Origin of the sequence: Trinickia sp. (assembly GCF_051953405.1) — a bacterium.
In the GTDB taxonomy this organism is placed as follows: Bacteria; Pseudomonadota; Gammaproteobacteria; order Burkholderiales; family Burkholderiaceae; genus Trinickia.
Map to the genome: position 1 here is coordinate 1 of NZ_JBQCIV010000106.1, position 12,563 is coordinate 12,563.

General features: G+C 64.7%; 13 protein-coding genes. 7 read left to right on the plus strand and 6 right to left on the minus strand.

Annotated elements, in window-relative coordinates:
* A partial coding sequence (locus tag ACTHN9_RS18665; RefSeq protein ID WP_440538260.1) for an elongation factor 1-alpha C-terminal domain-related protein occupies positions 1-631 on the plus strand: 631 nt, incomplete at its 5' end.
* A gap of 58 nt (positions 632-689) precedes the next feature.
* Entirely contained in the window at positions 690-1,472 is a 783-nt protein-coding gene (gene cobA / locus ACTHN9_RS18670; protein WP_440538261.1) for a uroporphyrinogen-III C-methyltransferase, read from the plus strand.
* Positions 1,473-1,606: 134 nt separating this feature from the next.
* On the opposite strand, the gene ACTHN9_RS18675 is transcribed toward cobA, so the two are convergent.
* The 3 genes from ACTHN9_RS18675 to lptF are packed head-to-tail and all read right to left on the minus strand — an operon-like array spanning position 1,607 to position 4,280.
* A complete protein-coding gene (locus tag ACTHN9_RS18675; RefSeq protein ID WP_440538262.1) occupies positions 1,607-2,005 on the minus strand; it encodes a sirohydrochlorin chelatase in 399 nt (132 codons plus the stop codon).
* Between the two features lie 20 nt (positions 2,006-2,025).
* Positions 2,026-3,177 carry an LPS export ABC transporter permease LptG gene (gene lptG / locus ACTHN9_RS18680; protein ID WP_440538263.1) on the minus strand — a complete coding sequence of 384 codons (1,152 nt, stop codon included), beginning with the start codon at positions 3,175-3,177 and terminating at the stop codon, positions 2,026-2,028.
* A 5-nt stretch (positions 3,178-3,182) separates the two neighbouring features.
* Positions 3,183-4,280 (minus strand): LPS export ABC transporter permease LptF, encoded by a 1,098-nt coding sequence (lptF, locus tag ACTHN9_RS18685; RefSeq protein ID WP_440538264.1) that lies wholly within the window; start codon positions 4,278-4,280, stop codon positions 3,183-3,185.
* A 126-nt stretch (positions 4,281-4,406) separates the two neighbouring features.
* On the opposite strand from lptF, the gene ACTHN9_RS18690 reads away from it, so the two are divergent.
* From ACTHN9_RS18690 to ACTHN9_RS18700, 3 genes are all read left to right on the plus strand, one after another.
* Positions 4,407-5,918, plus strand: coding sequence for a leucyl aminopeptidase (locus ACTHN9_RS18690; protein ID WP_440538265.1), 1,512 nt, complete (start codon positions 4,407-4,409; stop codon positions 5,916-5,918).
* Between the two features lie 43 nt (positions 5,919-5,961).
* On the plus strand, positions 5,962-6,390 hold the full coding sequence (locus ACTHN9_RS18695; protein ID WP_440538266.1) for a DNA polymerase III subunit chi: 429 nt from the start codon (positions 5,962-5,964) through the stop codon (positions 6,388-6,390).
* A gap of 66 nt (positions 6,391-6,456) precedes the next feature.
* Complete coding sequence (locus tag ACTHN9_RS18700; RefSeq protein WP_440538267.1) at positions 6,457-6,954, plus strand: DUF2486 family protein; 498 nt, start codon at positions 6,457-6,459, stop codon at positions 6,952-6,954.
* A gap of 3 nt (positions 6,955-6,957) precedes the next feature.
* On the opposite strand, the gene ilvD is transcribed toward ACTHN9_RS18700, so the two are convergent.
* Complete coding sequence (ilvD, locus tag ACTHN9_RS18705; RefSeq protein ID WP_440538268.1) at positions 6,958-8,631, minus strand: dihydroxy-acid dehydratase; 1,674 nt, start codon at positions 8,629-8,631, stop codon at positions 6,958-6,960.
* A 382-nt stretch (positions 8,632-9,013) separates the two neighbouring features.
* Here ilvD and ACTHN9_RS18710 point away from each other — a divergent pair, with 382 nt between their 5' ends.
* Positions 9,014-9,997, plus strand: coding sequence for a LysR substrate-binding domain-containing protein (locus ACTHN9_RS18710; protein WP_440538269.1), 984 nt, complete (start codon positions 9,014-9,016; stop codon positions 9,995-9,997).
* Between the two features lie 57 nt (positions 9,998-10,054).
* Entirely contained in the window at positions 10,055-10,957 is a 903-nt protein-coding gene (lgt, locus tag ACTHN9_RS18715) for a prolipoprotein diacylglyceryl transferase (RefSeq protein ID WP_440538270.1), read from the plus strand.
* A 93-nt stretch (positions 10,958-11,050) separates the two neighbouring features.
* On the opposite strand, the gene ACTHN9_RS18720 is transcribed toward lgt, so the two are convergent.
* On the minus strand, positions 11,051-11,764 hold the full coding sequence (locus tag ACTHN9_RS18720) for an SIMPL domain-containing protein (protein ID WP_440538271.1): 714 nt from the start codon (positions 11,762-11,764) through the stop codon (positions 11,051-11,053).
* Positions 11,765-11,856: 92 nt separating this feature from the next.
* A complete protein-coding gene (locus tag ACTHN9_RS18725; RefSeq protein ID WP_440538272.1) occupies positions 11,857-12,315 on the minus strand; it encodes an EVE domain-containing protein in 459 nt (152 codons plus the stop codon).
* Positions 12,316-12,563 lie beyond the last annotated feature (248 nt).

The window sequence follows — 12,563 nt, forward strand, 5'->3', positions numbered from 1 at the left end:
GCAGGCCACGGGCGACGCGCTGCGTTTCCCGGTGCAATGGGTGGCGCGCCAGGACGGCGCGAGCGCCGACGACTTCCGCGGCTACATGGGCCGTGTGGAGGCGGGCGAAGTGCGCGTGGGCGATACGATCGTCGTGCTGCCCGCCCAGCGCGAAGCGACAGTGGCGGAAATCATCGCGCCGGTGCCGGGCGGTACCGCTGCGGTGGATCGCGCCTTCGCGGGACAAACGGTGACGATCCGCTTGACGCAAGACGTGGACGTCTCGCGCGGCGATACGTTCGTGGCGGCGCTAGCAGCGCCGCAGCCGGCCAAGAAGCTCGAGGCCGACCTATGCTGGTTCGACGAGGAACCGCTTTCCACGCAACGCAAGTATCTGCTCAAGCAAACCACGAACACCGTATTCGCGCGCATCGGCGCGGTCAAGGAAGTGCTCGACGTTCATACGTTGTCGCATTCGAGCGAGGTGCACAACTTGAAGATGAACGACATCGGCCGCGTCGCCTTGACGCTGCAAAAGCCGATCGTGTGCGATGCGTACGACGCGCACCCGGGGACGGGCGCCTTCGTTCTGATCGACGAGGCCACGCATCACACGGTCGCGGCCGGCATGATTCGTGCATATTCCGCGTGACTGACGAACGCGGCGGCGCATGAGGCGCCGCCCGCACACGCGAGAGGATGAAAGGGCAATGGGCAAGGTGTATTTGATCGGTGCAGGACCGGGGGCGGCGGATCTCATCACGGTGCGCGGTGCCCGCTTGTTGGGCACGGCCGACGTCGTGCTCCACGATGCGCTTGTCGAGCCCGCCATGCTCGAGTATGCGCCGCACGCCCGCAAGATCGCGGTCGGCAAGCGTTGCGGACAGCGCTCGACGGCTCAGCAATTCATCAACAAGCAGATCGTCGATGCGGCCCGCACGCACGCGGTCGTCGTGCGCCTGAAAGGCGGCGACCCGATGTTGTTCGGCCGGGCCGACGAGGAAATGCGCGCGCTCGAGGAAGCGGGGATCGACTACGAAGTGGTGCCGGGCATCACGGCGGCGTTGGCCGCGGCTGCATCGGTCAAGCGTTCGCTGACGCTGCGCGGCGTGTCGCGCAGCGTGGCGCTGGCCACGAAGAGCCGCGCGCCCGATACGGAGGCGATTCGCGAGGCCGTCAACGCCGATTCGCTCGTGTTCTATATGGGCCGCGACAGTGCGCCCGACATCGCGCAACAACTGATCGACGCGGGCCGCTCGGGGGCGACGCCGGTGGCCATCGTCGAGGCGTGCAGCACGTCGCGCGAGCGCACGTTGACGTTGACGTTGGATGCGCTCGCCATGGGCGAGGCGCAGTCTTGGCTCGACCCGGCGCAACCGAGCTTGCTGATGATCGGCCAAGCATTCGCCGAACGCGCGACGGCCGTTCAAGCCCCGCCCCATCCGCAAGCCGAGCAGGCCGCTTCCCGCCATTCCTACGCGCACGCCGCCTGACCGGCGCTGCGCCTTTCAGATCCGTTTGTCGTTCGATCGAAGAAGGGGCCTACGCTTCGCTAGGCCTTTTCCGAGGATTGGCGTGCGGGCTCGCTTGCGGCCCGGCGATGCCGATCGTTCGGCCGTTCGACCGTTTAGCCCGGCGCATTCAGTTGACGCAAGCAATAGGCGGCTAACGCATCGAGCACGGCATCGTCCTCGCCCACGGGTACCGTCGCACGAATATCGATGCCGGGATGGGCCGCGCGGCATGCCTCGATGACGAGCGGCAAATCGCGCCGCACATGGCCGCCTTGCCCGAAAAACACGGGCACGACGGTAATCGCTGCGCAGCCCGCCGCCACTTGAGCCGCCACCGCCGTTTCCAAATCCGGCTTCATCAATTCGAGAAACGCCAGCGACACCCGTGTATCGGGCCCGGCCAATGCCCGCAGCTTATCGGCCAGCCGCTCGAACGGCTCGGCCCAGCGCGCGTCGCGCGCTCCGTGCGCGAATAGTACGATGCCGCGAGAGGAGAGGGCGCTTGCGTTCATCGACGTCTGCCTTGCCGGCGTCAGTGCCGGTCGACCCACTTGAGCCCGGCCAAGCCGAGCATGAGATAGATGAGACCGGGCGTAGCCGCCGTCACCGGTGCGGGCCACGTGTTGAGCATGCCCACGTGCGAGAACAGCGTGTTCACGAGCTGAAAACTCATGCCGAGCATGATGCCGCCGAACACCTTCACGCCCACGACGCCGGCGCGCGTGTGCAGATAGGCGAACGGCAACGACAGCACGAGCATCACCAGCACGGCGAACGGATAGAGCAGCTTCTTCCAGAGCGCGATTTCGTAGCGCTGCGTGTCCTGATGGTTTTCGACCAGGTGCTGGATGTAGCGGAACAAGTTGAACATCGACATCCGATCGGGCGAGACGAGCAGCACCGACAAGATTTGCGGCGTGAGTTCGGAGCGCAGCGAATACTCGGGCAGCGTGACTTGCGTTGCCCGATAGACGGGATTGAGGGAGTCTGCGGGTGTCGGTTGCGCGGGCTGCGGCAAGCTCGTGAGCTTCGTGTCGGTCACGCCCGTGAGCAGCCAATGGCCGTTGCCTTCATAGCGGCCCGTTTGCGCGGTGCGCAGGTTCGTCAATCGAAAACCTGGGTCGAACTCGTAGATGCGCACATTGCTGATCGTGGCGTCGGGCATCAATTCGCCGACGTTGACGAAGCGGGTGACTTGTTCGCCGTCCTCGCGTGCCGTCAATGTGTCCTTCACCCACACCCCGGAAGCGAAGTTGGACGACACGGCGGAGCCGAGCGCTTCGAGCCGCACGCGCTCGGACAGCTGATCCGAATACGGCCCGACGACTTCGCCGATGAAATACGTGACCGCCACGAGCGGAATCCCGATCTTGAGCAGCGAGCGCAGGGCGCGGCCCGTGGAGAGCCCCGACACGCGAAAGATCGTGTATTCGGAATTGGCCGCCATTTGCGCGAACACATAGATCGCGCTGATCAACGCGGCCACGGGGATGATCTCGTAGAACCGGGACGGCGTTTGCAGCGCGACACGCAGCACGGCATAGCCGAACTTGTAATTGCCGTGGCCGACCGTGTTCAGTTCGTTGATCAGATCGAAGAAGAAAAACAGGCCCGAGAACGCGAACAGAATGAAAATGAACGCGACATAGACCTGACGGGCGAAGTATCGTTCGTAGATGCGCATGACGGTCAGGCTCCGCGCGTGAAGGCGAACCACGTGCGTGGGATCAGCGGCCGATTGCGCACGCGCAGCCAGAACACCATGACGACGACGAGCGCAGCTAAGATGTGCAACCCGATCAACCCGACGACGAACGACATCTTGCCCTGCTCGAGCCACGACTGCACGACGTTCAGCAGGTTCGAGTAGGTGAGGAAGATCAGCACGGCCATGACGAGGTTGATCGTGCGTCCGCGCCGCGGGTTTTGATAGGCGAGCGGAATGCCGAGCAGCATCAGATTGATGGCCATGAGCGGCAGGCCGGTGCGCCACGCGAATTCGGCGAGATTGTCGCGCGTGGGATGGCGCAGCAGCGCGGACGTGGACAGGCTCGTTGTGGTGGGGGTGTTGACGATCGGCTGGTGCGTGATTTTCACGCCGTAGCGTTGGAATTCCATGATGCGGAAGTCGGGCTTGCCGGGTTCGCCGTCGTAGCGCCGGCCGTTTTCCAAGACGACGAAGCGCGAGCCGTCCTTCGTCGTTTCGGTATGACCGTTTTGCGAAACGACGACGCTGACCTTGCCGTTTTCCGTACTCGTGACGAACACGTTCTGCACGTGCGCTTGGTCGGGCGTCATCTTTTCGATGAAGAACACGCGGTGCGTGGCCGGCGATTCGCGGAACTGACCGGGGGCGAGCATCGAAACCTCGTCGCGCTGCTGGAACCGGGCGCGAATGAGTTTGCTCTGCGCGTTGGACCAAGGCCAGCCGACGTAGGCGAAGAACGCGACGAGCAAAATGAGCGGCGCCGCGAACTTCGCGATCGGCTTGATGAATTGCGTGAGGCTCACGCCCGATGCGAGCCACACGACCATTTCGGAATCGCGGTACCAGCGCGTGAGCACGAACAAGATGGAGACGAACATCGTGACGACGAGCATCACGGCGATGTAGCCGATGACCGTCAGACCGATCAGGACGACGACGTCCTTCGGATCGATTTCGCCGGACGCGGCGTAACCGACGATGCGGATCATCATCGTCGTGAGGAAGATAGTCAGCAGCACCATGAATACGGCTCCGGCCGTATACGCTAGTTCGCGCTGCAGGGATCGTTCGAAGATCATGTCGATGCGAGAGGGCGGGGGCCGCCCGCGCTTGCCAAGCGCGGCGTTCCGACGCCGGGGAAAAAATAGCGGATAATTGCGGCTTCGTTACCAAAAGTAAGCCGATTTTATCCGAGGACAAGCGCGATGGACTTTAGCATAAAAGCCTGTGACTGGACGAAGGGCACGACGGGCGGTTTTCTGACGGGGAAATCCGATTGCATCGTCATCGGTGTGTTTGAGGGGCAGTCTCTTTCGGGCGCGGCACGCGAGATCGACGCCGCCACGAAGGGGCTCCTCACACGCATCGTGAAGGCGGGCGATATGCAAGGCAAGAGCGGCTCGACGCTGTTTTTGCATGAAGTGGAAGGCATCGGCGCCTCGCGCGTGCTGCTCGTCGGACTCGGCAAGCAAGACGCGTTCGGCCAAAAGGCGTACATGGAAGCGGCACGTGCCGTTTGGCGCGCGATTCTCGGCACGAAGATCGTACAAGTGACGTTCACGCTCGCGCAGTTGCCCGTGAAGGAACGCGGGGCCGATTGGGCTGCACGCGCCGCGGTCCTCGCGCTGCGCGGCGAGATCTATCAATTCACGCAGCTCAAGAGCAAGCCCGAGCCCGCCAAACATGCGCTCAAGCGCATCGTCGTGTCGATCGATCCGGCCGACGAAAAGCTGGCCAAGCTCGCCGTCAAGCAGGCCCAGGCCGTGGCCAACGGAATGGACCTTGCGCGCGACCTAGGCAATTTGCCCGGCAATGTCTGCACGCCGAGCTACCTCGGCGAAACCGCGAAGAAGCTCGGCAAGGAATTCAAGCTCAAGGTCGAAGTCCTCGGCCAGAAGCAATTGGAAGCGCTCAAGATGGGCTCGCTGCTGTCGGTCACGCGCGGCACGGCCGAGGCCCCGCAGTTCATCGTCATGCAATACCAGGGCGGGCCGGCCAAGGCCGCGCCGATCGTGCTCGTGGGCAAGGGCGTGACGTTCGACAGCGGCGGCATCTCGCTCAAGCCGGGCGAGGGCATGGATGAAATGAAGTACGACATGTGCGGCGCGGCGTCGGTGTTCGGCACGCTGCGCGCCGTCGCCGAACTCGGCCTGAAGCTGAACGTGGTCGGCATCGTGCCCGCCGTCGAGAACATGCCGAGCGGGGTGGCCACGAAGCCGGGCGACATCGTCACGAGCATGTCCGGCCTCACGATCGAAGTGCTCAACACGGACGCCGAAGGGCGCTTGATTCTGTGCGATGCGCTCACTTACGCCGAGCGCTTCAAGCCGGCCGCCGTCGTCGACATCGCCACGCTCACGGGCGCTTGCGTCATTGCGCTCGGCCATCACAATTCGGGACTGTTTTCGAAGGACGACGCGCTGGCCGGCGAACTGCTCGACGCCTCGCGCGAGGCATCGGATCCGGCCTGGCGCATGCCGCTCGACGACGAATACCACGAGCAATTGAAGTCGAACTTCGCCGATCTCGCCAATATCGGCGGGCGTCCCGGCGGCAGCGTGACGGCGGCGTGCTTCCTGTCGCGCTTCACCGAAGCGTATCCCTGGGCGCACCTCGACATCGCGGGTACCGCGTGGAAGAGCGGCGCGGCGAAAGGCGCGACGGGGCGTCCCGTGCCGCTGCTCACGCAGTTCTTGATCGATCGCGCGGGGCAGTGATGGTATCGACGGTAGCCGGCAGATCGGATGGCGGGGCTGCGCCGTGACGCGCGTCGATTTTCATACGAACGTCGACGACGCGGTGCTCTATGCGTGCCGCCTCGCCCGCAAGGCGTATCAGGCCGGCCAGCCGCTCGTCGTGCTGGCCGATCCGGGCCGGCTGCGCGCATTCGACGAACGGCTCTGGACGTTCTCGCCGCTCGATTTCCTGCCGCATTGCATGGCCGACAGCGCGCTGGCCGCGCGTACGCCGATCGTGCTCGCCACGGATCTCGAGCGGGTTCCGCATCACCAGATCTTGCTGAACCTGGCGCCGGCCGTGCCGGCGCAGTTCGCCCGCTTCGAGCGCCTGCTCGAAATCGTCGGGACGAGCCCGGACGAACTCGCGGCGGGCCGCGAGCGCTATCGTTTCTATCGCGATCGCGGCTATCCGCTGAATAACTACAAGCAGGGCGAGAAGCAGGGTGCGTGAGCGCCGTGAGCACCGTGAGCGTTCGCGAGCGGTGCATCCACTGTTCTAGGTTCTAGGGAGACAAGCATGGTCGATCCCATCGATCCCAATACGATTCCGATGCTGACTGACGTCATGGTGCCGGGGCGTCCCCCCGTGGCTCGCCCGGGCGAGACGCACGCCGAGACGCACGCGAGCCCGCAGCCCGCGGCCGAGCAGCCCGCGGCAGGGCAGCCGTTCGCCGGTGGGCTTGCCGAGGAGGGCATGCCGGCGCAGGCCGAACCGCCATTGCCCGCGACGCAATCTGTGCCGGCGTCTGCGCAAGCGCCGGCGGCCCAGGCCGCGTTCGATGCGCGCGACGTCGAATTCATCGCCGAGCGCCTACGGGCCCGGTTTTCGACCTACTTGCGGCGCGATGCGCGCGGCGTGATCGAAGCACACTGCCGCGACGCGATCGAAGAGCACACGAACTGGCTCGTGCGGCAAGTCACGCGCGAAGTGGTGAGCGCGCTCGAGCAAGAGGTTGCTGGATGGGTGCGCGATGCCGTGAGCGAGGAGCTTGCACGCCACACGTCGCGTCGATAGGCGTCAGCAGGTCACGGCTCCTTTGTCGGCGCTCTGTGCGAGCGCCGCGAATTTAGCGAGCACGCCGCGCGTATAACGCGGCGCGGGCGGGTTCCATGCGGCCCGCCGGCGCGCAAGTTCCGCCTCGTCGACATTCAATTGCAGCAGCAGCGCGTGCGCATCGATCGTAATCGAATCGCCTTCTTGCACGAGCGCGATCGTCCCGCCCACGAACGCTTCGGGCGCGACGTGCCCGACCACCATCCCCCATGTCCCGCCCGAAAAACGGCCATCGGTAATGAGCCCGACCGATTCGCCGAGTCCTTTGCCGATCAACGCCGAGGTGGGCGCCAGCATCTCCGGCATGCCTGGGCCGCCCTGCGGGCCTAGATAACGCAAAACGAGCACGTCGCCCGCGCGGATGCGATTGTCGAGGATCGCCGCAAGCGCGCTTTGCTCGTCGTCGAACACGCGCGCCGGGCCGGTGATGACGGGGTTCTTCAAGCCCGTGATCTTGGCGACCGCGCCGTTCGCGGCGAGGTTGCCTTTCAAAATGGCGAGATGGCCTTCCTTGTACAACGCCTTTTCGATCGGGAAGATGACCTGCTGATCGGCGCGCGGCACGCTCGGGACGTCCTTCAGTTCCTCGGCGATCGTCTTGCCCGTGATCGTCATGCACTCGCCGTGCAGCAGCCCGGCGTCGAGCAAGATTTTCAACACTTGCGGAATGCCGCCGGCGCGATGCAGATCGGTCGCCACATAGTCGCCCGACGGCTTCAGATTGCAGATGACGGGCACGCGCCGGCGAACGCGCTCGAAGTCGTCGATGGTCCATTCGACCTCGGCTGCATGCGCGATCGCCAGGTAATGCAGCACGGCGTTCGTCGAACCGCCCGTGGCCATGATCGACGCCACGGCGTTCTCGATCGATCGGCGTGTGATGATGTCGCGCGGTTTCAAGTCCCGCTTCACGGCTTGCACCAGCACGCGCGCCGATTCGGCGCTCGAGACGACCTTCTCGTCGTCGGGATTGGCCATCGTCGACGAATACAGCAGCGACATGCCGAGCGCTTCGAACGACGAACTCATCGTGTTGGCGGTGTACATGCCGCCGCACGAGCCCGTGCTCGGACACGCATTGCGCTCGATGCCGTCGAAATCCTCCTGCGACATCCGTCCCGCCGTGAATTCGCCGACGGCCTCGAACGACGAGACGATCGTCAGGTCGCGGCCTTTCCAATGGCCGGGGCGGATGGTGCCGCCGTAGACATAAATGCCCGGCACGTTCATGCGGGCCAGCGCGATCATGCCGCCGGGCATGTTCTTGTCGCAGCCGCCGATCGCCACCACGCCGTCCATCCATTGCCCTTGCACGCACGTCTCGATGCAGTCGGCGATGACCTCCCGCGAAACGAGCGAGTACTTCATTCCTTCGGTGCCCATCGACATGCCGTCGGAAATCGTCGGCGTGCCGAACGTCTGCGCATTCGCTCCAGCCTCGATCACGGCCGCCACGGCCGCGTCGGCTAGCTTTTGCAGGCCGGCGTTGCAGGGGGTAATGGTCGAATGGCCGTTCGCGACGCCGATCATCGGTTTGTCGAAGTCGTCCTGCTGGTAGCCGAGTGCATAGAACATCGAGCGGTTCGGGGCGCGTGCGACGCCTTGCGTGATGTGCTGCGAGCGACGGTTGTAGGCCATGGCGGGACTCCGGTTCGTGGATCGGAAGGGCGCGGGGCCGCGACGCACGCGGCCGGCCGAGTTCGGCAAGCGACGGCCCGAGCGGCCCGGCACCGCGCATGCGGCTCGAGCCAGCATGCCGCGCCTCGCTGCTTATGTCCAATATATGATTCATGCCCAGTGCCCTGTCCCGCAAGTTCCTTTGATATGAAATCGCCCATATGGCCGCCAGGCGGCGTCTCTCGTCGTTGCCATAGCTACGGCTATGGCGCCTCCTCCCTCCTTGCCTGACGACCATATGGACAATTTCATTTATCAAAGAATTTGCGGGACAGGGCACTAGGTCGAACGGCATATCGAGCCCACCGTAAGCCAGCGTAAGACACCGTAAGGAGCCGCCCTCATGACCCCCGATTTGCGCCAGTTGCGCTACTTCGTCGCCGTTGCCGAGGAGCGGCATTTCGGGCGCGCTGCGCGCAAGCTGTCGATGACGCAGCCGCCGTTGTCGCAGGCGATACGCGCGTTGGAAGAAGCGCTCGGCGTCGCGCTCTTTGCGCGGACGAAACGGACGGTCGACCTCACCGCCGTCGGGGCCGATCTGCTGCCCGAAGTGCGCAAGCTACTGGCGGCCGCCGACACGTTGCGGCCGCTCGCGCAAAGCCTGGCGCGCGGCGAGGCCGGCGCGCTATCGCTCGCTTTCGTCTCGACGGCCGATTACGGTTTGCTGCCGCAGTTGCTGCGCGAGTTCGCGACGCGGCATCCCCACGTGCGCCTAAATCTTGCCGAAGCGACGAGCGACATCCAGATCGAAGAACTCGTCGCGGGCCGGATCGATTGCGGACTGATCATTCCACCGCTGCCGCCGCGCCATGCGGCGACGCTCACCTATCTGCCCGTGATGCGCGAACCGCTGGTCGCGGCGCTGCCGGCATCGAGCGCCCCCCATCGCGGGCGCGGCGAGCCGCCCGATTGGATCGATGACGCCGTTTCGCTCGCCGATCTCGAACATTTACCGCTCGTCATCTTTCCGCGCCGTTTGGCGCCGGGCTTTTATGACATCATTACGGGCTGCTACGGCGCGGCGGGGCTTACTCCTCGTATCGGACAAGAGGCGATCCAGATGCAGACGATCGTGAGCCTCGTGTCGGCGGGCATGGGCGTCGCGCTGGTGCCGCAATCGTTGCGCAATCTGCGGCGTACCGGCGTGGTGTATCGCCCGCTGGCGGAGCGTACGCCGCTCGTCGAAACCGGCCTCGTGTGGAGAACGGCCGATGTGAGTCCGGTCCTGGCCGGCTTCATCGAAATCGTGCGCGCCCATGCGAGCGTGCACGCGGCCGGCGGCCGCCGCGCGAAGCCAGGGAAGGATGCGCGCTCGCGCGGTGCCTGAAGGCCGCTCGCGTGTCGTTCGTTCAATGCCTTATTTTTCAATGCCGAAAGCCTTACGATGCTGATTCATCCCAATTTCGATCCCATTGCGATTCATCTCGGTCCGCTTGCGGTTCGTTGGTACGGCCTCATGTACCTCGTCGGCTTCATGCTGGCGATCGTCATCGCCCGCTTGCGCTTGCGGTTACCGCATGTGGCGGCGCAAGGCTGGACGACGAAGGACATCGACGACATCCTGTTTTACGGCGTGCTCGGCACGATCCTCGGTGGCCGGATCGGCTATGTGCTGTTCTATAAGGCCGATTACTACTTCGCGCATCCGCTCGATATCTTCAAGGTCTGGCAGGGCGGGATGTCGTTCCATGGCGGCTTTCTCGGCGTGACGCTCGCCATGGTGCTATTCGCCTATCAGCGCAAGCGCACGTGGCTTCAGGTAACGGACTTCGTGGCGCCGATGGTGCCGACGGGACTCGCGGCGGGCCGTCTCGGCAATTTCATCAACGGCGAACTCTGGGGGCGCGTGACGAGCCCGGACGCGCCGTGGGCCATGCTGTTCCAGAACGCATCGGGCGACGACGCGATCTGGTTGGCGCAGCATCCGCAACTGGCGGCGAAGTGGCACTTGGCCGACGTATTTGCGAAGTACCACATGCTCCCGCGTCATCCGTCGGAACTCTACGAGATCGCGCTCGAGGGCATTACGCTGTTCCTCGTGCTGTGGTTCTTCACGCGTCGGCCGCGCCCCGTCGGCGCGGCGTCGGCCGTCTTTCTGATCGGCTATGGATTGGCCCGTTTCACGGTGGAGTTCGCTCGCGAGCCCGACGATTTCCTCGGCTTGCTGGCGTTGGGATTCTCGATGGGGCAATGGCTCTCGCTGCCCATGATCGTCGCGGGCGTCGCGTTGTTGATCTGGTCCTACCGGCGTGCGCGTACCGCGCCGGCCGCGGTGGGGCCGAACTAGCGGACAAGGCGAACGCGCATCGTCGGGTGCGCATGGCTGGCGGCGGGCCTTGCATCCCGCCGTCTTGTCGGCGTTCGCCGCGCGACGCGGCGACTACGGCTTCATCTGCACGGAACCCGAAACGGTGACGGTCACCGTCGATGTCCCGCCTTCCACCGGCACCGGTGCGGGCGCTGCGGCCGCCATCGCGCGCATCGCAAACATCGGTCGCGGCGGCGTGCCGCTGTTGCTGTTCAGATCGACTTCGCGAATCGTATAGCCCGTGTAGCCGAAGTCTTTCGCTGCCGCCGCGGCCCGATTCCTGAAGCTTTGAATCGCCTGCCCGCCGAGCTTTTCCGCGGCGGCGCGCTGCGCCTCGGGCGAGAGCGAGAACGTGACGTTGCCCACCTGCATGGCCGAGCTAAGCTTGCCGGCGAGCCGCGACGCGGCGCCGAAGTCGTGCGATCTCAGGACGACTTCGGTTCGGCCGCGCCAGGTGGAAATATGGCCGTTCTTGTCCGTCATCGGGTAGATCGAAAACGTCCCCGTGCGGGCCTGCACGTCGTCGACGCCTTTCGCTTCCCGCAGCGCCGTCTCCGCGTGCTGGTTCAGCGCGCTCGTGAGCGATGTCGGATCGGACGCTTCTTGCTCGTAAAAGAGCGTGATGTCGACCGTATCTTGCGGGACGTCTTGGCTGGCTTGCGCCGATAGCGACAACACGCCGGCCGGTACCGGCTGCGTCAAAACAGTTTCGGCGCTCGAGGGCGCGGCCGCCAGCGCGAGCGGCACGGCCGCCGCGAAAGACATCGCTGCGATTGTTTTTTTCATTTGGCTCTTGGCTCCACTTCAAGAAATGGCGTTGAACCGGGGCCTCTCGCAAACGCACTGGGCCTCGGGCGATCGTGCCTCGCCACGGTCCGTCACACGAGCCGCTTCGTGATGAAGTGCCATTCGTCGTCGGTCACCGGGGTGATCGACAGGCGATTGCCTTTGGCCAACACACGCATGCCGGCCAGCTCGGGATGCGCGCGCAGCTCGGCCAACGAGACGAGCGGCGTCTTCTTCACGAAGCGTACGTCCACCAGCACCCACCGCGGCGCTTCGCGCGTCGATTTCGCATCGTAGTAGGGGCTCTTGGGGTCGAATTGTGTCGGATCGGGGTACGGGCCCGACACGACTTCGGCAATGCCGGCGATGCCGGGTTCCGGGCAACTCGAATGATAGAAGAGGACGCCGTCGCCCACTCCCATTATGTCGCGCATGAAGTTGCGCGCCTGGTAGTTGCGCACGCCCGTCCAGGGCAGCGTTTGCGTGGGAGCGGCGCGAAGATGGTCGATGCTTGCTTCGTCCGGTTCGGACTTCATGAGCCAATAGCGCATAGGCGAATCGAGTCGGTCTAGCGAATCGAGCGGGGCGGCGAGCACCGCTCCGCCTTTGGATCGGGCGCCGCACCCCGAATCGAGCGACGCGCAGCGCCCCAAATGAAAACGGCATCGGGAGCACCGATGCCGTCGAATAAAGTCCCCGCCTTAGCCGCTAGGCCGGCATCCTGAACCTAGGGTTCAGAATTGGTCGCAGTTAGCAGCACTTCGGGTACATCAGACAGAGTGACGCGCACACCCGTGCT